Source organism: Sneathiella sp. (genome assembly GCF_041689005.1).
Lineage (GTDB): Bacteria > Pseudomonadota > Alphaproteobacteria > Sneathiellales > Sneathiellaceae > Sneathiella.
Window position 1 is genome coordinate 12,313 of sequence record NZ_JBDNHC010000102.1, and the last position, 21,409, is coordinate 33,721.

The following is a 21,409-nucleotide window of genomic DNA, read 5'->3' on the forward strand; positions in this document are numbered from 1 at the left end:
GCGGCTAGGGCAAAAAATTGGCGCGGTCCTCCACGAAGGCGACGACCTGCTCGCGGATCCAGAGCTGCTCACGATAGAGCGTCCGGATATTCGCGGGCGTGTCATCATACTGAACCCCATCGAGCACGATATTCTCGAACCGCTGGGTGATGGCGGCGAGCCGTTCGATCAACCGGTCCTCCAGCTCCGCCGCCGTGAGGTCGAGTTTGCGCTCGCTGATCTGCCGGTCGATCTGGGCGCGCAGGGTTTTGCGGTAGTTTTCCGCGTCCTCCCCCTGAAGCCAGATCACCGCGGGCAAGGCCTCGCCGGTCTTGGGATGGCGTAGGGAGAGCGGTGCCCCCGCCTCGGACCGGGCCTTCAAATCGAACGCTGCTACATCAAATACATTCTTAGGCATGTTATTTCCTTTACGCTGCTGTCCGGGTGATCTTGAGGTTGGTTTGCTCATCCGGGTCATAGATTGCGGTGAACGGCAGGGAGAGGGTTATCGGGCCGGTGGCGCCCGCCACTGGATTTTCGGCGCCGGTATAAACGATACTGGGGAGCGACAGGGTAATCGTCCCGCCCGCCCCACTGAAAGTGATGCCAAGACTGCTCGCGGTGCGATTGACGAATTTATTGAGAAGCGCCGCATCCTCGAAATAGGTGATGATCTCGCCGCTGACCCGCGACCGGCCCGCGAGGATCGTCGCCGCTTCCGCGTCGCCGAGGACAAACGCCTGCTCAAGGCCATTGTCGACGACAAGCTCCAGTCCGGCGACAATCGCAATGGCCGATCCGCCCTCGGTCAGGCTGCCGGAAAAACTGTCCATGGGGTCGTTGGCAACCGCCGCCGTCGGGCTCGCATCGAGGGCGGAGGCGGCGAAAGAGGAGGCCTTGCCGAGGATCGAGAATTTGCCGGTCACCATGCGGTCCGGTTTGACCGACAGCCGGAGCGAGTCAATGACGCAACCGCTGAGGGCCTGATACTGGCTGATATCGCCAAAGCTTCGCTCGAACGTGAAGCTCGGCTGGCTCGATCCCGCCTTCAGCACATCCGACGACCAGTCCGACTGCATCAGCCCGGCGAACATATCGTCAAAGGCACCATAGGACAGCTCGAAACTGATATCGCCGGAAACGGTTTTTTGGCCATGCAGAATATCGGAAATCTGCCGGTCACTGCGGATTTCATCGCTTTCGAGCGTGGTTTTTGTGAGCCCGAGACTACAGGCCGTATGGCGAAGCTGCGTCATGTCCGGCGAGGCCGGGGTCACGCCGAAACTTTCCTCGGCGATATAGCTGAGCCCGTGGCGGGCTCCGGTGGCAAAGGTCATGGGTTTCTCCTTAAAAATAGCTGCGCCAGGCAATGGAAAGCGGGATAGCGACCTGTTTGAGGTCGCCCTCGTTGGCGGCGACGGCCCCGCCGTCGAGATGAATATCGAGGCTCTCGAAGGTGAGAACCCGGCCCTTGTTGAAATGATCGCGGAGGGCATCAATCCGCCCTTGCGCCGAGGCCATGTCGGGATCATGGACAGTGATCCGGTACTGCCCCGAATGCTGCTCGACGGCGCCCTCGCCGAGCAATACCCCCTTCGCCGGAGCGGGCAGGAATTTCACCTCGAGATAGGCCTTACCGTGGGCTGGATAATAGGGGCTGGCCGGAAAGGCGACATCGTCGCTCTGGTAGGCCTGAAGCCGCGCATCCAGCGCCGCCTGAACTTTGCGATAACTCATTGGTAACTCACCTCATAAAGAATGCCCGCGCCGGTATCGGCGGCGATGACCTGCAGCAGGGTGAAGCTCTCGTCACCGATCAACAGGTCGTCATCGGTCTTCGGTACTGCGCTCTCGCATTCGATCAGGGCGTAATGGAGTGAGGCGTCAATCGGGCTGCCGTCCGCATTCCCGGGCCCGGCGAGACTTTTTTCCGTACGAACAAGACGCACAGATACGTCGCTTTCCGTCTCGTCCAGCACACTGCCGGGCACATAGACGTTTTGCGTTTTCCGGCGGAGGATGGCAGCAACCGCGACCTCGCCGATCTGGTCGAACAGGTCGCGCACCATACGGCGGATGGTTTCATTTTTCATGGGCTACCCCCTGACCAGACGCGGAGCGATGGTTTCGGCGCCGATCTGGCGCAGCAGGCGAAAGACGAAACTGGTCCGGGTCCGACCCTCCTCGAATGTGACCTCGATCGGGCCGACTTTCTGGCGCACCGGCTGGCGTTCATCGAGCCCGGCGCCATCGCGCAGGAACCGGTCGGCAAGCTCCAGCGCCGCCGTGCGCAGCGCATGCGGCAGGCCGGTGATGGCGCGCCCGTCGCGATCATAAACACCGCTGCGCGGCCATTTCAGGCCCTGCGCCTGTTTCAAGACCGTGCCCGGATAGAGATAGCTGTCGATATGCAGCGCCGCGCGGATCAGCGCCTCTTCCCGCTGGCCATCAACGGCATTGATCCAGTCGTCATTGGCAAGGGCGGCGAAATGGCTGTCCGCCTCGCTGAGCGAGACATAGGACGTCGCGCCCGAAACGCCGCTCCCGTTTTCGGTAATTATGGTCATCGGATTATATCCCGCAGTTGGATTTGAGGGGGTCGACTTGGAGAGGGCGGGAGCGGCCCACGAGGAGCCGCTCCCTCTCCGGCTAGCCCGCGAGGCGGACGGCCAGTTCCGGGCGGACAAGGGCAATCCCCCAGAGAATATCAAACTCCCAGACCACCTGCTTGTACTGACGCGCCACTTCAAGACGGAGCGACAGGCCGGTGACCGGATCGGTCATCGACATGATCTGGCTGCCGAGCCCCATCTCCTGGCTGCTCTGGGCCAGAGGGCGGTTGGCGAAGGCGAAGGCATCGCGATTGAATACGAGGTTGACCACATGGTCATCGACAAAGGTGATCGCCGCGTTATCCGCCGCGGCCGAGACAATCGCCGGAGCGATAGTCAGGGTCGATTCCGTGCCCGACAAATCGCTGGCCGCCAGCACCGTATATTGCTGGACATCGCCATTGATGGTGAAAATATCGCCAACGGACGGCTTGGTGGTGAAACCATCGGCGATCAGGATTGCCCCCGTTTGCGCAGCCCCCTTCACCAGCGAGGTGCCGGCCGCGCCGCGCACATGGGTGGCGACATGATCATCGCTGAACCAGTCGATACCGTATTTGCGGCCGATCTCGCCCTCGATCTTGGCGGACGAGCTTCCCGAGCGGTCGGCATCGGCGAAGGCGGCAAGGTCAAGGGCATTGGCCTCAGCGTCAAAATTGAGGACGCCATAGCGGTTTTCCTTCGGTGCCTTCTGCTCCAGCAGGAGTTTGCGGGCCGCCGTCGCCGCCGTCGCATCGCTGCCGAACGGGGTTGTGCCGGGCGCACCAACAAGGCCGTAAATGCCGGTATATTTGGCATGAATCGACTGGTTCACCGCATTGGCGAGGGCACGAACGGCGGCACTTGCCTGCACGGGGAGGAAATTCTCGCGCCCGTCAACTTCCATCATCTCCTTGTCGGTGAGATAAAAATCGGCTTTCTTCCAGTTGTTCAGCTCAATCTGCACCTTTTTAAGGGTCGTGCTGGTCGCCGTTGGCGGGGTGGTGCCCGGCGTCACGTCTTCCGCCGTCAGGTCGGAGGGGAGAATGACGTCGATGGTATCGCCCTTCTGGGCGGCATCGGCGCTGAAATCGCCATTGACCAGACGGGGCATCACGGTTTGTTCACGCAGGGCCATCAGGCCGCGTGCCAGTATTTTCGGCATCGCCGCCGAGATATCATTAGCCATGTAATTGTCTCCATAAATAAGGATTATCGGATGATGAGTGGTGAGACCCGTCCCGGATCTTGCCGCGTCCCGCGGACTTGAGGCGTTGCCGCCCTAGAGTGAGACCGCGACCTTCCCGGTTGCGATATCCTCGATACGGGCGTTGACCGCCCATTGGTTATGGCCATTGATGGCCGAAAGCCGTACCGGCACTCCGGCCGGGTCCATGCCGCTACCGCGATTTCCAGTTGGATCGAAGGCGCGGGCAAAGACGGCGGAGGCGCGCATCTCGCTGACCAGATCGGCGACCGTCATCGGCACGCCGTCGCTTTTCTCGCGCAAAGTGCCATCGGGCCCGGCAACCCTGAGAGCGGGCTCTCCCGCCTCCTCGACAACCATGATCGCCGCGCGAATATGCGGCATCAGTAATTCGGGCAGCGCCCCCGCTGCCAGTAGGGCTTCGGTCGCGCGGCTGGTAATCAGGAACTCGGTATTGCTGGCTTTCAGCCGCGTGATCTCGGCGTCCTTTTCAGTCAGAACCGCCTCGAACAACTCGGAGAGCTCGGCGTTCAGGGCGTCGGATTTCTGCTGCCAGGCTTCCTCCGGTGTCGGCCCGAGCTGGCGCCAGCCGTCCAGTTCCTTCTCCAGCGTCCGATTGGCGCCGCGCTCCTTTTCAAGCGCCGAGACGAGGCCCGACACATCGAGTTTTTCGGCCAGCGCCGGATCGAGTGCGAAACCCACTTCGACCGGTTGATAGAGGCCGTGGTAGATGTCGGGAACAGCGGTCAGGTCGGCAACGGTTTCAGGAAAGTCAAACATGGAAAACCTCAATAAAAAAGCCCCAAAAATGGGGCTGTGTTTCGGTTAATTTCAGGGGCTCGGTATCTCAATCCGGGGCAGCATTGACCTTTAGGCTGTCGCTGAGTAGGCCCCGGGATTTCGCCTCGCGCAGCAAGTCCTCACGACTGACATCGCCGAGCTTTCTCGCCTCCATCAAAAAATCAAGATCGGCGGCGCCAGAATTGCGACCACCAAAGCCTGCGCTTACACCAATGGTGCCGCTGTGCCGAATATCCATCCAGCCCGCTAGCAGGGCCAGCATCGCGTTCAGGCTATCCTCCAGGTTCATGGCCATACTGGCGAGCGGCGAGATCGCATCAGCGGCATCGAGGGCGCGCCCGGTTGCTGTCTCCATTGCTTTCGCCGTCTCGAACTGCAGTCCGAACAGGTGCATGGCATTTTCGAGCGCCTCCAACTCGCGCGCGCCCGCCTCCAGCGCCGCGCCGGAGCTTTCGACATAGTAATATTTTCCCTCGCTCTCAGTCGTCGTCAGCACCTTGTTGGGGCCAACCTCGATCGGGCCGTCAATCTCGGGGTTATAGCCGGAGGCCGCCAGGATCGGGAAGGACGCGACATTGAGCGCGTTGCGCTGGTCGGAGCGGATCTGGTAATGCTCGAGATTGAGAAAGGCGAGATCCTCAAGCGGCGGATCGGCCTGCAAAAATCCCTTGCGTTCCGTATAGAGCGTGACCAGCGGGATGCGGCCAAGGCTGTTGTCACCGGCGTCGACCTCAACCCAGGTTCCGCGTTTATCCTGCTGGTAAAGCTGCCAGTGGTCCGGCGTCAGCACCCGGATCTGTTCCTGCTCGATCTCTTCGAAGCCTTGATAGCGGAGGGTTTTCTCGTGGATGCGGACCTGCTTCAGGATTTTATCACCCCCACGGCTGTCCCATTGCGCGGCAATCAACTGGTCGGCCTTGACATGCACCGCATAGGGCCGTGCGCCATTATCACGCTCCTCGGCGAGGGACGCACCGCCTGCCGCCACGGGGAAATCGACCAGCACATGGGAGAGGCCATTGATCAGTGCATCCTGAAACCAGTCGCGGGCAAAGACATTCAGCCCGCGCCCGACAAGATCGATATTGCGCAGAATGGCGACCAGCTCGTCCGGGATGTCATCGGACAGGATCAGCGGCTCGGCAAAGACCCGGCCGGTCAGTTTCTGCACAGTGCGGCGGAAATAATTGCGCAGCGTTGACCGACTGGCCCGCTCGGCATAGATCAGGCTGTTTTCCGCCGGATGACGCGGCAGGAAGCGGGTTCCGGCCGCCCGGAGCGCGAGCGTGCCCCCCATCAGCGCCTGTGGCAGCGCCCATTTCGCGGCCATGGCATCATAAAGATGCGACGATTTGGAAGGATCATTCATGAATACATATCCTGTTGTGATTTCTGACTGATTTGCGTAAGCGCGTTGAAGGCCTCGCAGACCGCGTCGACCTGATCGTCATGGCGGCCCGCCGGAAAATTCTCAAGCTCCGCGAGAAACGCCGCATTCCACGGGCCGGAAACCAGCCGGACATTGCCCGCCTCGGCCTGCGCCGAAAACGGCATTGCCCGGACAATCTTGCTGCCCGTCACCGGCTGGCTGCGGACCCGGAAGCCCGCGAGCAAACGCACCAGCGCCTGTGTTTGGGCTTTCCCCGCCTGTCCCGGATCCTGCGGCAGGGCGATACTCACCTGCCCGCCGTCGCTCAGGGCGAGATTACGGATTGCCTGCTCGACCTGGTTGGGGGAGCCCTGGAACCGCTCAACCTGCTCGACATAGAACAGGCCCTGCCGATCACAGGCGAGCCGCACCCCGGCGGTCCAATCGACGATGGCGCCCGTTTGTGCATGACTCGCGGCCAGGTCCCAGCCACGCACGCGGCGGGCCTCAGCCGGGGCAGCGGCAACCACCGGGAACCAGCTGCGCCGGAAATACTGCCCGCCGCTTGGCCGGATTTTCCAGTTGCCCTTTAGCAACCGCTCGCGATCAACGGTGGAAAGGGCCGCCAGATTAGCGCGGTAACCCGGATCCCGGTCCATCAGGATCCGGTTATCCTCGATGCTGGCGGCAACGAAAGTCACGGATTTTGCGATCTGTCCGGGATAGGCCGCTTCCAGCGCCGCCCGGTCATCGCCCCAGACCAGCGTATCCTCATCGCGGACGAACCAGCGGACAACGCCGGAGCGCGCCGGGATCGCATAGCCGCTTTCGGGGTCGATCCACCAGCGGATAAAATCGGCAACCCAGCTGTCCGCATCCGGATTGCAGGTCGCCCGCACATAGGGCCGTGCCTTGCCGACGGAGCGGTTGCGGCTCAGCAGATAGAAGAACTGGGTTTCCGAGAAATGCGTCAGCTCGTCAAACCCGAGATAGGTGAATTGCGATCCCTGCCAGTCAAACTTGTTTTTCTCATGCTCGAGATGACCAAAACTGATGGAGGCGCCACCCGGGAACTTCCATGACAACTCCCCTTCCCGGCCCTTGGCGCCGAGAGTCCCATAAAGCGCCGAGGCGCTGTCCCAGAGACCACCCTCATTGCGCACCTGTTTCGCCGTCCGCCGGAAAATCAAGGCGTTAAAGCTGTCATCGGCCATATGCCGGAGCGGTTCCATCAGCAGCGCAAAGCTTTTGCCGCCCCCGGCCGCGCCGCCATAGATGGCGATATCCGCCGGGCTGGCGAGGAACATTTCCTGCGGGCCCGGCTGCGGTTTAATTTCGGCCATTTTCGGGCAGGTACAAACGCGGTGCAAACAACGAGCGTTTACCGCCATCATTGGCCGCCGTCGGCGTGGCCCCGTATTGCGCCGGGGCGAAATGCTCCATCAGCCATTTGCGGGTATCGATACGCAGCTTGGAGCGGGCGATGTTTTCCTTGTCCGCGGCGGCGGTGGGCTCATTATCATTGGCGCCGTCGGCAATTTCTAGAATTTCCCCGGCGAAGACATCGGCAACAAACCGGCGGACGGTCTCCTCCTCCTTTTTCAGGAACACCGATCCGAGCAAGGCGACGATATCAGGGATCCGGCCCGCCCGCTTGATCTCCTCAAGCAACGGGATCGCCGTGTTCCGTCGCAAAACCTTATTGTGTAAGGCGGTTTTAATGAACTCTATAGTTGTCATCAAGAGAATCCTTCAATTCTTCTATTTAGTGTCTTCATTTGTAAAATTTATTTGCTTGGTTTGGGCCGAAACTTTCTGGATATGGTAATCGGCAATAATAGGGGAAATACAAATTCATAAGAATTAGTACATAACTATATGATAAATATTATATTTTTATTATCCGACGGTCCGGATACGACATAAAAAAGGCCCGCGGGAATTTTTAATTCCCCCAGACCCATTTCTCGACTATGACAAATATGTTAAACTAATGTTCCCCCAATGTCAATCATTTTCTATCTAACAGGGTTTTTTGTGAACAGGTTTTCATAAATCTGCAGGCTTTCCAACAGGTACGCGCGGGCAAATCCATGTCGCCGGTTCCTTTCCTTGTCCACCGTCCGGCAACTTTTCCCGAAAACGAGAATATCCAGAATAACCGCGACGGATAGTCCGGCCTCCTGCACCGCCACCGCCCAAGACATGAACTGCTGCATCAGGGCATAGTCCCGGCCCGATTCCACAAAGGCCGATTTCGGCTGCCAGTTGAAGGACTGCGTGCGGGCGGAAAGACCGGCGGTACGAAGCTGAAAACCCCGCGATATCTTTTCCGCCGCCCGAATTTGCTCATCGCTGAGCATGGAAAAAAGCCGCGAACCGCACTTTCGGCGTCGCGATCGGCATTTTTCTGGCAGATCATCACGTGTATCTCTATTTGCGGAACCTGGTGTTGGTGAAGATGTCGGCAAACGGCCGGCAGCGGGAAGTGACGTTTCACGTTTGAGATTTTGGACTTTCATAGTACCTCTCATCTTTGCAACAAATACATTCTAAGTAATGGTTTCTCGGACATGGGAAGCTTTCTGTCTGTCCCATGCGGTTAAATGAATAGCCGGGAAAATCTATGGTTTAATCCCACGATAATGAAAAGGAACCCTTTTCCCTGAAGAGGAAAAAAATTATTTTGGGAAAGTCGCGGACAACACCAGCGCGAAGATGCCTTTTATTTAATCCAAAAAATTGAGCAAATTGAAATTATAAAGACATTATGTAAATTAATAGTTTATACTATTTATATAAATTTGTCAAATATTTGAATTATGTGTTGGAAGGCGAAATCTTTGGTCTTGTAAAATTTTCCGGCCTCATTTCGTTCCTTTCGACCCTCTGCGATGCCGAAAAATTGCCTCCCGCCCTTGACGGCACTCCTGTAAATTGACAGATTAACAGTAAGAGATTGGGAAACATCCTTAACTACAGAATGGCATCATGAAAATTCGCAAAGACTTCGTCGACAGCATCGGCAACACCCCCCTCATCCGTCTCACCGCCGCCTCCGAGGCTACCGGCTGCGATATATACGGCAAGGCGGAGTTTCTCAATCCCGGCGGATCGGTCAAGGACCGCGCCGCCCTCGCCATCATAAAGGACGCGGAGGAGAAGGGCTTGCTCACGAAGGGCGGCCTGATCGTTGAGGGCACGGCGGGGAATACCGGCATTGGCCTTGCGCTGGTCGCCAACGCCAAGGGCTATAAAACTGTCATCGTCATGCCCGAGACCCAGACGGACGAGAAGAAATCCCTGCTGCGCTATTGCGGCGTCGATTTACGGCTTGTTCCCGCCAAGCCCTACCGGGACCCGGATAATTATATTAAATATTCCGGACGGTTGGCGGAGGAACTTGCCAAAACCCATGATGGCGGCGTGATCTGGGCGAACCAGTTTGACAATGTCGCCAACCGCCAGGGCCATATCGACACGACAGGGCCAGAGATCTGGGACCAGACTGACGGCAAGATCGACGGCTTTATCTGTGCGGTCGGCAGCGGCGGTACGCTTGCCGGGGTGGCGACGGCGCTCCGGGCCAAGAACCCGGGGGTCAAGATCGGGCTCGCCGATCCCATGGGAGCGGCACTTTACAATTTCTATAAGAACGGCGAGCTTAAATCCGAGGGCAGCTCGATTTCCGAAGGCATCGGCCAGGGACGAATCACCACCAATCTCGAAGGCCTGACCGTTGATTTCCCCTACCAGATTGATGACGTCGAAGCGCTCAACACGCTCTATGACCTCAATATCCATGAGGGCCTGCAGCTTGGTCTGTCAACCGGGATCAATGTTGCCGGTGCCATCCATATGGCAAGGGAAATGGGGCCGGGCCATACAATTGTCACGGTTTTGTGCGATACAGCGCAAAAATACTTTAGCAAACTGATGGACGTTGATATGCTTCGGGAAAAGAACCTGCCGGTTGCGCCCTGGCTGACATAATATAACCCCACCGGAGACTACCATGACCAGCCTGCCCCTGTTTCGAGACGACGCCTACCAGACTCAGACGGCGGCGGTTGTCACCGCGGTCAATGACCGCGGCGGCATCACGCTCGACCAGACCGTTTTCTACCCGACCGGCGGCGGCCAGCCGGGTGATCACGGGCAGCTGATCCTGGAGGATGGCACCGGTATTCCCATTACGACGGCGATCAAGGGAGAGGCCCCCGGCGAAATTGTCCATGTCCCCGCGGAGGGATCAACCCTGCCGGAGGTCGGCACACGTGTCACCGCGGAAATCAACTGGGAAACCCGTCATCGCTATATGCGTATGCATAGCTGCCTGCATCTCTTGTCAGCGGTCCTCCCCTACCCGGTCACCGGCGGACAAGTTTCCGATGGCAAGGGCCGCCTTGATTTTGATCTTCCCGAAGCCGTGCTCGACAAGGAGGAAATTACCGCCGAGCTGAACCGGCTCATTGCTGGCGATCATGACGTTACCAGCGACTGGATCAGTGATGCGGAACTCGATGCCCAGCCCGAATTGGTGAAAACCATGTCGGTGCAGCCGCCGCGCGGTAGCGGCCAGATCCGCCTGATCAAGGTCGCAGGCGTGGATTTGCAGCCCTGCGGCGGCACTCATGTCCGTAATACGTCGGAGATTGGCGCGGTCCGGGTCAGAAAAATTGAAAAGAAGGGTCGGCAAAACCGCCGCGTGTCGCTAATATTCGACGAAGATATTCATTAGACCCGGTTCCAAGAGTGAGAAGCATCATGTCATACGTAAACCCCTCCTCCCTAGTCTCCACCGAATGGCTGTCGAAACATGCCTCGGGCCCCGACGTGCGCATTGTCGATGCCTCCTGGTATATGCCGGCGACAAAACGCGATCCGCGCGCGGAATATGACGAGGAGCATATTCCAGGAGCGGTGTTCTTCGATATCAACGACATTTCCGATACCGACAATTCGCTCCCGCATATGGTGCCGAGCCCGGAAAAATTCTCGAGCCGGATGCGGAAGCTGGGCCTTGGCGACGGCAACCGGATCGTCATCTATGACGGCTCCGGCCTGCTCAGCGCCGCCCGCGCCTGGTGGATGCTGCGCCTGTTCGGGCATCATGATGTTGCCATCCTCGATGGCGGCCTGCCGAAATGGAAGGCCGAGGGACGCCCGGTTGACGATGTCCCGGTCATGCCCGCCGAGCGGCATTTCACCTCCCGCATCAATAACTTCATGCTCCGCGAGAAGGATCAGATCAGCCGCAACCTGACCACGGGACGCGAGCAAGTACTCGATGCCCGCTCCCCAGGCCGTTTCGACGGCACGGAAGCCGAACCGCGTGAGGGCTTGCGCAGCGGCCATATCCCGTCATCCTTCAATTTGCCGTATAATAAAATGTTTAACAGCACCGACGGGACCCTGCTCCCCGCCGACCGGCTGAAAACCTTATTTACGGAAACAGGCCTTGATTTAAAACAACCTGTGATTACATCCTGTGGGTCAGGCATATCCGCCTGCATTCTTGCCTTTGGTCTGCATTTGCTCGGCCATAACCGGGTTTCCGTCTATGACGGATCCTGGACCGAGTGGGCGTCGGACGAAACCACACCAGTGGATACCAGGAATAGCCATGCCGATTAAACGACCACCTGAACCAACCGCGATGGGCAAATGGCCTGTGACCATTACCTATCTCGAAATGCAGGAGCGGTCGCTATCTGGTAATCCCCCGCCGCCGCCGAGCGCGCCACACGCGATTATCCGGGCGGAAAACCCGACCGTTTCCTTCTATCGCTATCTTTATGATACGGTGGGACGGGACTGGGCCTGGATCGATCGGAAGCTGCTCAGTGACGAAGAGCTTGAAAAAATTATCTCGAATCCGGACACAGAGATTTATGTTCTCTCTATCCGCGGGGTGCCCGCAGGCTACGCCGAACTGAATGCCGCCGGGTTGCCGGCGGTTGTTGATCTCGCCTATTTCGGCATCATGCCCGAGTTCATCGGCATGAGGCTCGGCCCCTATTTCCTCAACTGGGTGCTGGACGAGGCCTGGAACAAGGACCCGGAGCGCGTGACCGTCAACACCTGCACCCTCGATCACCCGAAGGCTCTGCCCATGTATCAGCGGTCGGGGTTTGAGCCGGTTCGCCAGCATGAAATCGAGATCGACCCGGTCGAGATCCCCTGATCAAATTCTCGGGAGGCTGCACCTGCAGCCTTGACCTGTCAGTCATATTATTTTATCCTGATATATAGAAAACAGCTCATTTTTGCAGCTGGAGTGCCCGCCATGGGAATGCAACTCTCTTGTAAACGCGCGTTTTTACCCATCATCCTCGCCCTCGGCACCCTGCCGCTGGCCGCCGCATCTACCTGGGCCGCCCCGCAGATCCTGTCCGTGGCCTCAACCGACCTTAAAATGCCGATGGAATGCGAGGGCGCCGACTGCAGTGTCGAGCTTACCGCTATCTGCCTGCAGGAGCATCGCGGCTCCCCCAATCCCGGCACCGCCTATTATGTGCATGGCGACCGACATCTGATCTTGACCGGTATGACGCCCGCGGGACAGGAGATTTCGCTCGATCATCTCGCGCTTAAAATCGAGAGCGCACGCGGCCATAACGCCATCCGGGTCGGCTTTCGCAAGAACGAGTTGAAGAAATACGGCCCGCTGACAGTGCAGATCTCGGTGCCGGAAAATATCACCATCGTGCCGATGCCGTTCGCCAACGATATTCACCCGCAAACCGATGAGGATATCGCCCTTGCCACCGGCCCCCTCCGCGAGCTCGCGGCAAAGCTGGTCGATCAGGACACTGGCAAGCGCGGCGCGGCGGAACTGATCAACCAGGCCATCAACCGCCTGCCCCTTCAGGGCCGCGCGAGCGATGAGACCCGGGCCGCGACCAAGGCGCGCTATGACGAGATTGTCCGGGGCTCGGGCTTCTCGAGCCCCGCGCAGGACAATGCCAATGCGGTCATCGGCGAATGCTATGACCGAACCGCCGCCGGCAGCCTCACCTTCCGCCAATGCCTCGGCAGCTGGCACGACCGCCTGATCGGCAAGCTCAACACAAAATACTGGAAGGCTCTCGAGACGGGAAGCTGACTATCGATAGGTGCTGTTGCCTATTCAGCCTGATACACTGTTGATAAAATCTTCAACCGTCTGCGGTGCAAGGTCTTGCGGATGGTCACCGCCGAATGTTCCCCATTTACTGCTCGCGCTCTCAAGGGTTGAGGCGATTTCCTTTCCTGTCTTGGCGTCAAAGATTGTATATCGCATCGTTATGCGGTCCGGTCTGCCACTCCATTCAGTCGCCCGATCCTCCCAATGCACGATGAGGGGGCGAAATACGTACTCGATATTCTGGGTGTTTGCCCGTTCCAGCGCCTGTTCTAGCGTTTCCAGCGAGGTTGCTTTCGTAACTCCACCCTGATGCTGCTGTAATACCATGCTGACTGCATCCGTCACCATGACCCCAGAACCCACATATTGTGTTCCGCCAAAATGGCCGTCTGCCGCCATCATCACGTAGTAATGGCTATTCACAGGAATGAGTTTCTCTGGTGTCGACAGTGAATCCACCCTGTATTTATGAGAGCAGGCGGTGCAAAGCAGTATCACAAGCGACACCGACATTAATTTCAAGAAATATTTATACAAATTATCCCCTCACCTGTACTTCAGAAACACCAAATTATTATAATTAAATAATACAAAACAATTAATTATTGCAAAATAATTATCCTCTTTCCCCGTTCGACACAAAAAAGCCCGGCGCGAATGCCGGGCTTTTTTGCGGGGTATTGCGGTCAGGCGTTGTGCAGGATCTGGCTGAGGAACAGCTTGGTGCGTTCACTTTGCGGGTTTTCGAAGAATTCCTCAGGCGGCGCCTGCTCGATAATCTCACCGGCATCCATGAACATCACCCGGTCGGCGACGGTTTTGGCGAAGCCCATTTCATGGGTCACGCAGATCATCGTCATGCCTTCCTCGGCGAGACTGATCATGGTGTCCAGCACTTCGGAGATCATTTCCGGGTCGAGCGCCGATGTCGGCTCATCAAACAGCATGATGCGCGGGTTCATGCAGAGCGAGCGGGCAATGGCAACGCGTTGCTGCTGCCCACCGGAAAGCTGGCCCGGATATTTCAGCGCCTGCTCCGGGATTTTCACCCGCTCCAGATACTTCATGGCATCGGCCTCGGCCTCGGCCTTCGGGGTTTTCCGCACCCAGATCGGCGCCAGCGTACAATTCTCCAGCACGGTCAGATGCGGGAACAGGTTGAAATGCTGGAAGACCATGCCGACCTCGCGGCGGATTTCGTCGATCTTCTTCACATCGTTCGTCAGCTCGATCCCGTCAACGATAATCTGGCCCTGCTGATGCTCCTCAAGGCGGTTGATACAGCGGATCATCGTTGACTTGCCGGACCCGGACGGGCCGCAGACAACAATCTTCTCGCCCCGTTCGACGGTCAGGTTGATATCCTTCAGGACATGGAATTCCCCATACCATTTGTGCATCCCGATAAGCTGGATTGCAACATCGCTTTGCTGGTTCGCAGCGGCGGCTTCACTCATATCTCTGCCTCCCTATCTTTTGTGGCCGGTGTGGAGTTTATGCTCCAACCAGATGCTGTAACGTGACATGCTGAAACAGAATACCCAGAAGACGGCCGCCACGAAGACGTACCCTTCCGTGGCCATCCCGACCCATTCCTTATCCGTGGTTCCTGCCTTGACGATGGACAGAAGGTCAAGAAGCCCGATGATCAGTACCAGCGTCGTATCCTTGAACAGGCCGATAAAGGTGTTGACGATGGACGGGATCGAGATCTTGAGCGCCTGTGGCAGGATGATTAATGCCATGGCCTGCCAATATCCAAGCCCCAGCGTTTTCGCCGCTTCCAGCTGACCCTTGGGTATGGCCTGCAACCCGCCGCGAACAACCTCGGCCATATAGGCCGCCGAGAACAGCGACATGCCGACCAGCGCCCGCAGGAGCTTGTCAAAATTAACCCCCTCGGGCAGGAACAGCGGCAGCATGACCGACGCCATGAACAGCACCGTGATCAGCGGCACGCCGCGGATCAGCTCGATAAACCCGACGCAGAGCATGCGGACGATCGGCATATCGGAGCGGCGGCCAAGCGCAAGGACGATCCCGAGCGGCAGAGCAACGAAAATCGAGACCGAGGCCAGGACCAGAGTCAGGAACAACCCGCCCCATTCAGAGGTTTCAACGGTCGGCAACCCAAAATACCCGCCCGAAAACAGGAAGAAGCAGATCACCGGATAGACGCCGAACATATAGACCGCGGGCCATTTCTTGTTCTTGACCACATCGGAGAGGATCGCGAACAGCCCGATCGCCCCGAGCACGTAGCCGACATCGACCCGCCAGCGTTCCTCAGGGGGATAAAATCCATACATGATCTGGCCGAACCGCGCCTTGATAAAAACCCAGCAGGCGCCACTATCCGTACAGTCGGCCCGGGTTTCCCCGGCAAAGTTTGCATGGATAAAGGCGTAATTGATGATCCCGCTGAGGGCCACCCAGGCAACGTAGATCGAGATGAGTGTCAACAACCCGTTCAGCGGGCTGGAGAATAAATTCTCCCGCAGCCAGCCAATCACCCCGGTTTGCGAGACAGGCGGTGGCATATCCTCATGGCGTTCTGTTTTTACAATGGCCATCTTATCTCTCCACCAATGCGATATGAGTGTTGTACCAGTTCATAAACATCGAAATGAGCAGGCTTATGGAGAGATAGAACAGCATGGTTATGAAAATCACCTCAATCGCCTGGCCGGGCTGGTTGAGCGATGTCCCGGCAAACAGCGCCGTCACATCCGCATAGCCGATGGCGGTGGCAAGGGAGGAGTTCTTGATCAGGTTCAGATACTGGCTTGTCAACGGCGGAACGATCACCCGGAGAGCCTGCGGCAGGACAACGAGCCGCGTCGTCATACCCGGACGCAGACCCAGTGAATGCGCCGCCTCGGACTGGCCGTGGCTCACTGAATTGATGCCGGAGCGAACAATTTCCGCGATGAAGGCACCGGTATAGATCGACAGGCCAAATAGCAGGGCGAGGAATTCCGGCTCGAACGACCAGCCCCCCCGGATACTGAAACGACCAAATTCCGGATAGCTCATGTCAAAGGGATGGCCCATGACGAAGGCGGCAAAGATCGGCAGGATGATAATCAGCCCGATACTCGTCCAGAGAACCGGGAACAACTGTCCGGTCAGGTTCTGGCGACGGCGGGACCATCTGGCGATAACGATCGACAGGACAATCGCCACGAGAAGCGAGACCGGAAGAACCCAGAACCCGTCTGTGGGGATCATCGCCGGGAAATTAACGCCGCGATTGTTGACGAAAAAGCTCTCTCCAAGGCGGTAGCTGTCGCCAACGACGGGCAGCACCACCAGAACGGCGAAATACCAGAACATGAGCTGGACCAGGAGCGGGATATTGCGCACCACTTCGATATAGACGGTGGCGATCTTGCTGATCATCCAGTTGCTGGACAACCGCATGATACCGAACAGGAACCCGGTGAGGGTTGCCAGGAAAATACCGGCCAGCGATACCGCCAGCGTATTGATAATGCCGATAAGCAGAACATCAAAATGGGTCGATGTCTGGCTGCTGTAGTCCATTAGCAGGACAATACCGATGCCAAATCCCGCGGGCTGGCTCAAAAAGCCAAAACCGGATGAGATCCCACGCTTGTTGAGATTTATTGCCGTGTTATGTCCGACATACCAGACGAAGGCGGCGATTAACAGGATAACAATGACCTGGTATCCTATGGCCCGGAATCGCGGGTCCCGAAACCTGTTGATCTTGGCAACTTCAAGATCTGCTGCTTCTGCCGTCATAAACTACGTCCTCCCCAAGGGTTGTTGTGAATACGGCTGATAAAAAGCAAAGGGAGTACATGTCCGGCCGAAACAGGTCATGCACTCCCTTGGCATAATATTCGCGTCTTGGTCTTAACGCAGCGGCGGTGCGTAAAGGATACCACCCTTATTCCACTGGGCGTTCAGACCCCGTTCGATATGAAGAGGCGTTGATAGTCCAAGGTTGCGTTCGAAGACTTCGCCGTAGTTACCCACCATCTTGATGATGTTATAGGCCCAGTCCGCGGACAACTTCATTTGCGATCCAAGATCTTCGGACGTGCCCAGCATACGCTGGATTTCCGGGTTCTTGGTGTTCGCTTTCAGGTCGTCCACATTCTTCGACGTCACGCCCAGGTCTTCGGCATCGATCATGGCATTCAATGTCCAACGTGCGATATCACCCCATTCATTGTCGCCGTGGCGAACGAGCGGGCCAAGCGGTTCCTTGGAAATAATTTCCGGCAGAATCACATGATCTTCCGGGTTCGGGACAACCGAGCGCTGCGCATAGAGGCCTGACTGGTCTGTCGTGTAAACGTCGCAGGTGTCTTTGAGGTAAGCTTCGCGCACCTCGTCGGCACTGTCGAACACGACCGAGTCATACTTCATGCCGTTGGCGGTGAAATAATCGGCGAGGTTCAGTTCGGTTGTTGTCCCGGACTGAACACAGACACGAGCGCCATCAAGTTCAAGACCCGATTTCACGCCAAGTTTCTTTTTGACCATGAAGCCCTGTCCATCGTAGTAATTGACGCCGGCGAACTCAAAGCCAAGCTTGACGTCGCGGCTGTAGGTCCATGTGGTATTACGGGCCAATACATCAATTTCCCCTGACTGAAGCGCGGTAAACCGCTCCTTCGCTGTTGTCGGGGTATATTTCACTTTGTCCGGATCACCAAAAATGGCCGCGGACATGGCGCGACAGAAATCAACGTCGAACCCTTCCCACTTGCCTTCGTTATTCGGTGCGGCAAAACCGGCAAGACCGGTGGTGACACCACATTGGATGAAACCTTTTGCCTTCACGTCATCAAGGGTTGCAGCGGTCGCAGCCGTCGCCATAAATGTCGCTGTTGCTGCGACAGCAAAAAAACTCGCTTTTTTCATGAAATGACCTTCCTGTCCATAATTCTCGTCAGTATTTATTTTTGCAAATCACATACTTCCATTGAGTACTGTACCCTTATCCTGAGCACTTCGGTGAATTACATCTGAAAGTCATAATCTAACTTATCATGACTTCCTAAGTCTTTGACGATAGTATTTTTAGTCCACGCGTCAACGTAAAAATTTATTGCAGGTGCGAAAAAATTACTTGCGGGGATTTCGGCGGCGGGAAAATTTGGACTTTCAAACTCCGGCTCGTTCCTATATCAACAATCAGTATTCCACCCACGAATAGCAGGCCAATTCCCAATGAAAGATGAAACAAAACTAGTCGTAGCCGGACGCGATCCGGAGGCCAATTTTGGCGTTGTCAACATCCCCGTTTATCACGCCTCGACCATCCTCTATCCGACCCTGGAGGCATTACAGAAAACGCATGCCGCACGGGCCGCCGGCGAACGGGTTGTCTCCTACGGCCGGATCGGCACGCCGACGACCTGGTCGCTGGAAGATGCCATCTCCGAGCTTGAGGGCGGATACCGGACGCAGGTTTTCCCCTCTGGCCTGGCCGCTTGCGCCACTGCCATGATGGCCTTTGTCGAAAGCGGCGATCACGTCCTGATGACCGACAGCGTCTACGGCCCGAGCCGGGTATTTTGCGACAGTGTGCTGACCCGCTTCGGGGTCGAGGTCACCTATTATGATCCCCTCATCGGCGCGGGTATCGCCGAGTTGATCCGGCCCAATACACGCTATGTCTACACCGAGGCCCCGGGCTCACAAACCTTTGAGATGCAGGATATCCCGGCAATCGCGAAAGCCGCCCACGCCAAGGGCGTGCTTGTCATAATGGACAATACCTGGGCGTCGCCGTTGTTCTTCAAACCATTCGCCCATGGGGTTGATATTTCCATCCAGGCGGGCACCAAATATATTGTCGGGCATTCTGATGTCATGCTCGGCGCGGTGACCACAACAAAAGACTGCTGGCCGACCCTGCAGAAGGGCGCCAATAATTTTGGCCAGACTGCCGGACCCGATGATGTCTATCTCGCCCAGCGCGGCATCCGCACCCTGTCCGTACGGCTCAAGCAGCATATGTCGAATGCCCTCGCCATTGCCGAATGGCTGCAGGGCCGCCCCGAGGTTCATTCCGTGCTTCATCCGGGATTGCCGGACGATCCCGGCCATGCCATCTGGAAACGGGATTTCCTCGGCTCCTCCGGCCTGTTCTCATTCCGACTTAAACCCTTGTCGAAGCCAGCGATGGCCGCCTTCATGGATCACCTGAAGCTATTTGGCATGGGCTACTCCTGGGGCGGCTATGAAAGCCTGATTATTCTTGCCGATCCGTCCCAGTATCGCACCGCAACCAAATGGGATAACAGCAACCCGCTGCTGCGTCTGCATATCGGTCTTGAGGCGATCGAGGATCTGATTGACGACCTCGAATCCGGTTTTGCCCGGGCGGCAGCGATAAAATAATTGCTCCTTTTCGAATCAAACGCATGATTCGCCTCGGAAATCCGTGTAAACAGAGTATATTTCACGGCACCGACCGGGACGGCCCCAAGACACGGGCCCGGAGCAGGTAAAGACAGGATCGGCGAATGGGCAGCGGATATTTGAAGAGAATCACTTTCGACCAGAACGGGCTCGTCCCCGCGATCGCCCAGCAGCATGACAGCGGCGAGGTGCTGATGATGGCCTGGATGAACCGCGAGGCAGTGCAGGAAACCCTGCAAACCGGGCGTGTCTGCTACTGGTCGCGGTCGCGAGCCGCCCTCTGGCGCAAAGGCGAAAGCTCGGGCAATATCCAGCGGCTGGTGGAATTGCGCCTCGATTGCGACGGCGATACCCTGCTGGTTCTGGTGGACCAGACAGGCCCCGCCTGTCATACCGGCCGCCATAACTGCTTCTTCACCGCGATCCGCGAGGGCTCGCCGGAGATTATCAGCGAAGTCGAAATTCCCCCCGAGGAAATGTACGGGGCCAAAGAACCGGAGGCGTAGGCATGTCAGCGGCAGAACTCGGCGTTATCCTGCTTTCGCTTAAAGTCGCCCTCTGGTGCGTGGCCGTCTCGCTGCTGCCCGCGATCTGGGTCGGCTGGCTGCTGGCACGGCGGGAGTTTTACGGCAAGACCGTGCTCAACGTCATCGTCCATCTGCCCATCGTCCTGCCGCCGGTGGTCGTTGGCTACCTGCTGCTGCTCACCCTCGGCAATCACGGGTTCATAGGTGGCTGGATCAACAAGGCGTTCGGCATTTCCCTGATTTTCAACTGGAAGGGGGTTGTCGCCGCGACCGCGGTCATGGCCTTTCCGTTTATCGTCCGCGCCATCCGCCAGGCGATCGAGGCGGTCGACCAGAATCTTGAAGTGGCGGCGCAGACCCTCGGCCGCTCACCGCTGGCTGTGTTCCTGACCATCACCCTGCCCCTGATCCTGCCGGGCATTCTTGCCGGGGCGACGCTTGGCTTTGCCCGCGCCCTCGGGGAGTTTGGTGCCACCATCACGTTCGTCGCCAATATTCCGGGCCAGACCCAGACCCTGCCGCTTGCCATTTATTCCCTGCTGCAGTCGCCTGATAGCGAGGAGGCCGTGTGGCGGTTGGTGATCCTGTCCATTGTCCTCGCCTTCGCGGCCATCGCCCTGTCGGAATGGTTGACCCGGCGAACGCTCAAACGTGTACGGGGGGTCCGCTGATGCTGGATATCCGTCTCAAGAAATCAGTTCATGGCTTTCATTTATCAGCGGAATTCACCGCCGCCGATGGCGTCACCGCCCTCTTCGGGCCGTCCGGCGCGGGCAAGACCCTGATTGCGAAAATGCTGGCCGGACTGATCCGGCCCGATGACGGCCATATACATGTGGATGGTCGCGCCCTGTTCGACCCACGCAAAAGCATCAATATTCCCGTTCACCGCCGCCATGTCGGCTTCGTCTTTCAGGAACACCGCCTGTTTCCCCATTATACCGTGCGCGGCAACCTCACCTATGGCAACCGCCGGGTTACCCGCGGCGCGCCCGTCATCAAGTTCGAGACCGTCGTCGATATCCTCGGGATTGGCGGCTTGCTCGACCGCTCACCCACCGCGCTTTCCGGCGGCGAAAGGCAGCGGGTGGCGATTGGCCGGGCGCTTCTCAGCAACCCGAAAATCCTGATCATGGACGAGCCGCTCTCCAGTCTTGATGCTGCGCGTAAAAGTGAGATCCTGCCGCTGATCGAGCAGTTGAAGGCCGAGTTCAACATCACCACCCTCTATATCTCCCACTCTATCGAGGAGGTCAGCCGCCTGGCTGATACCGTCCTGTTGATTGAGAATGGCGCGCTGAAAGGAGCAGGCCCGACAGCGGAAATCCTGAGCCGTCTCGACCTTATCCCCTTTAGCGGTGGCTATGATGCCGGGTCGGTTGTCGAGGCGAACGTCAGCGC

The 21,409-nt window shown here is 57.8% G+C and carries 25 protein-coding genes; 9 read left to right on the plus strand and 16 right to left on the minus strand.

The genetic code is table 11. From position 1 onward, the window contains the following. Positions 1–4 precede the first annotated feature (4 nt). The 11 genes from ACESNI_RS12085 to ACESNI_RS12135 all read right to left on the minus strand — a co-directional run bounded on the left by ACESNI_RS12085 (position 5) and on the right by ACESNI_RS12135 (position 8,310). On the minus strand, positions 5–397 hold the full coding sequence (locus ACESNI_RS12085; RefSeq protein WP_373087046.1) for a hypothetical protein: 393 nt from the start codon (positions 395–397) through the stop codon (positions 5–7). Between the two features lie 10 nt (positions 398–407). After that, the gene (locus ACESNI_RS12090; RefSeq protein WP_373087049.1) at positions 408–1,316 is read right to left on the minus strand and encodes a phage tail tube protein; all 909 of its coding nucleotides are present in this window, start codon (positions 1,314–1,316) and stop codon (positions 408–410) included. 10 nt (positions 1,317–1,326) lie between these two features. Then, positions 1,327–1,716, minus strand: coding sequence for a phage tail terminator-like protein (locus ACESNI_RS12095; protein ID WP_373087051.1), 390 nt, complete (start codon positions 1,714–1,716; stop codon positions 1,327–1,329). Then, positions 1,713–2,072, minus strand: coding sequence for a hypothetical protein (locus ACESNI_RS12100; RefSeq protein WP_373087053.1), 360 nt, complete (start codon positions 2,070–2,072; stop codon positions 1,713–1,715). The genes ACESNI_RS12095 and ACESNI_RS12100 overlap by 4 nt, the downstream gene beginning before the upstream one ends. A gap of 3 nt (positions 2,073–2,075) precedes the next feature. Then, a complete protein-coding gene (locus tag ACESNI_RS12105) occupies positions 2,076–2,666 on the minus strand; it encodes a DnaT-like ssDNA-binding protein (protein ID WP_373087055.1) in 591 nt (196 codons plus the stop codon). Beyond that, positions 2,629–3,759: a P22 phage major capsid protein family protein gene (locus tag ACESNI_RS12110; RefSeq protein ID WP_373087057.1), complete on the minus strand. Its 1,131-nt coding sequence runs from the start codon at positions 3,757–3,759 to the stop codon at positions 2,629–2,631. Before ACESNI_RS12110 ends, ACESNI_RS12105 begins: the two co-directional genes overlap by 38 nt. 93 nt (positions 3,760–3,852) lie before the next feature. After that, positions 3,853–4,557, minus strand: coding sequence for a hypothetical protein (locus ACESNI_RS12115; RefSeq protein WP_373087059.1), 705 nt, complete (start codon positions 4,555–4,557; stop codon positions 3,853–3,855). A 67-nt stretch (positions 4,558–4,624) separates the two neighbouring features. Then, the gene (locus ACESNI_RS12120; protein WP_373087062.1) at positions 4,625–5,947 is read right to left on the minus strand and encodes a DUF4055 domain-containing protein; all 1,323 of its coding nucleotides are present in this window, start codon (positions 5,945–5,947) and stop codon (positions 4,625–4,627) included. After that, entirely contained in the window at positions 5,944–7,290 is a 1,347-nt protein-coding gene (gene terL / locus ACESNI_RS12125) for a phage terminase large subunit (RefSeq protein WP_373087064.1), read from the minus strand. The genes ACESNI_RS12120 and terL overlap by 4 nt, the downstream gene beginning before the upstream one ends. Continuing rightward, on the minus strand, positions 7,277–7,687 hold the full coding sequence (locus tag ACESNI_RS12130) for a hypothetical protein (protein ID WP_373087066.1): 411 nt from the start codon (positions 7,685–7,687) through the stop codon (positions 7,277–7,279). The genes terL and ACESNI_RS12130 overlap by 14 nt, the downstream gene beginning before the upstream one ends. A 278-nt stretch (positions 7,688–7,965) precedes the next feature. Further along, a complete protein-coding gene (locus tag ACESNI_RS12135) occupies positions 7,966–8,310 on the minus strand; it encodes a hypothetical protein (protein WP_373087068.1) in 345 nt (114 codons plus the stop codon). Between the two features lie 628 nt (positions 8,311–8,938). Here ACESNI_RS12135 and ACESNI_RS12140 point away from each other — a divergent pair. From ACESNI_RS12140 to ACESNI_RS12160, 5 genes are all read left to right on the plus strand, one after another. Continuing rightward, positions 8,939–9,940 carry a cysteine synthase A gene (locus tag ACESNI_RS12140; RefSeq protein ID WP_373087070.1) on the plus strand — a complete coding sequence of 334 codons (1,002 nt, stop codon included), beginning with the start codon at positions 8,939–8,941 and terminating at the stop codon, positions 9,938–9,940. Positions 9,941–9,962: 22 nt separating this feature from the next. After that, the gene (locus ACESNI_RS12145; protein WP_373087072.1) at positions 9,963–10,688 is read left to right on the plus strand and encodes an alanyl-tRNA editing protein; all 726 of its coding nucleotides are present in this window, start codon (positions 9,963–9,965) and stop codon (positions 10,686–10,688) included. Between the two features lie 26 nt (positions 10,689–10,714). Then, complete coding sequence (sseA, locus tag ACESNI_RS12150; protein WP_373087074.1) at positions 10,715–11,584, plus strand: 3-mercaptopyruvate sulfurtransferase; 870 nt, start codon at positions 10,715–10,717, stop codon at positions 11,582–11,584. Then, complete coding sequence (locus ACESNI_RS12155) at positions 11,574–12,134, plus strand: GNAT family N-acetyltransferase (protein WP_373087076.1); 561 nt, start codon at positions 11,574–11,576, stop codon at positions 12,132–12,134. Before sseA ends, ACESNI_RS12155 begins: the two co-directional genes overlap by 11 nt. 102 nt (positions 12,135–12,236) lie before the next feature. Next, complete coding sequence (locus ACESNI_RS12160) at positions 12,237–13,055, plus strand: hypothetical protein (protein ID WP_373087078.1); 819 nt, start codon at positions 12,237–12,239, stop codon at positions 13,053–13,055. A 24-nt stretch (positions 13,056–13,079) separates the two neighbouring features. Here ACESNI_RS12160 and ACESNI_RS12165 read toward each other — a convergent pair whose 3' ends face one another. The 5 genes from ACESNI_RS12165 to ACESNI_RS12185 all read right to left on the minus strand — a co-directional run bounded on the left by ACESNI_RS12165 (position 13,080) and on the right by ACESNI_RS12185 (position 17,975). Further along, positions 13,080–13,583, minus strand: coding sequence for a DUF4823 domain-containing protein (locus ACESNI_RS12165; RefSeq protein WP_373087080.1), 504 nt, complete (start codon positions 13,581–13,583; stop codon positions 13,080–13,082). 179 nt (positions 13,584–13,762) lie between these two features. Beyond that, a complete protein-coding gene (locus ACESNI_RS12170) occupies positions 13,763–14,533 on the minus strand; it encodes an amino acid ABC transporter ATP-binding protein (protein WP_373087082.1) in 771 nt (256 codons plus the stop codon). Between the two features lie 12 nt (positions 14,534–14,545). Next, a complete protein-coding gene (locus ACESNI_RS12175; RefSeq protein WP_373087084.1) occupies positions 14,546–15,649 on the minus strand; it encodes an amino acid ABC transporter permease in 1,104 nt (367 codons plus the stop codon). A 1-nt stretch (position 15,650) separates the two neighbouring features. Next, positions 15,651–16,844: an amino acid ABC transporter permease gene (locus tag ACESNI_RS12180; protein ID WP_373087086.1), complete on the minus strand. Its 1,194-nt coding sequence runs from the start codon at positions 16,842–16,844 to the stop codon at positions 15,651–15,653. Between the two features lie 114 nt (positions 16,845–16,958). Next, a complete protein-coding gene (locus tag ACESNI_RS12185; protein ID WP_373087088.1) occupies positions 16,959–17,975 on the minus strand; it encodes an amino acid ABC transporter substrate-binding protein in 1,017 nt (338 codons plus the stop codon). Positions 17,976–18,284: 309 nt separating this feature from the next. Here ACESNI_RS12185 and metC point away from each other — a divergent pair, with 309 nt between their 5' ends. From metC to modC, 4 genes are all read left to right on the plus strand, one after another. Next, positions 18,285–19,460 carry a cystathionine beta-lyase gene (gene metC, locus ACESNI_RS12190; RefSeq protein WP_373087090.1) on the plus strand — a complete coding sequence of 392 codons (1,176 nt, stop codon included), beginning with the start codon at positions 18,285–18,287 and terminating at the stop codon, positions 19,458–19,460. A gap of 125 nt (positions 19,461–19,585) precedes the next feature. Further along, on the plus strand, positions 19,586–19,987 hold the full coding sequence (gene hisI, locus ACESNI_RS12195; RefSeq protein ID WP_373087092.1) for a phosphoribosyl-AMP cyclohydrolase: 402 nt from the start codon (positions 19,586–19,588) through the stop codon (positions 19,985–19,987). A 2-nt stretch (positions 19,988–19,989) separates the two neighbouring features. Beyond that, positions 19,990–20,679 carry a molybdate ABC transporter permease subunit gene (modB, locus tag ACESNI_RS12200; protein ID WP_373087094.1) on the plus strand — a complete coding sequence of 230 codons (690 nt, stop codon included), beginning with the start codon at positions 19,990–19,992 and terminating at the stop codon, positions 20,677–20,679. Next, positions 20,679–21,409, plus strand: a 731-nt coding sequence (modC, locus tag ACESNI_RS12205; protein ID WP_373087096.1) for a molybdenum ABC transporter ATP-binding protein, incomplete at its 3' end; no start/stop codon positions are given. The genes modB and modC, both read left to right, overlap by 1 nt.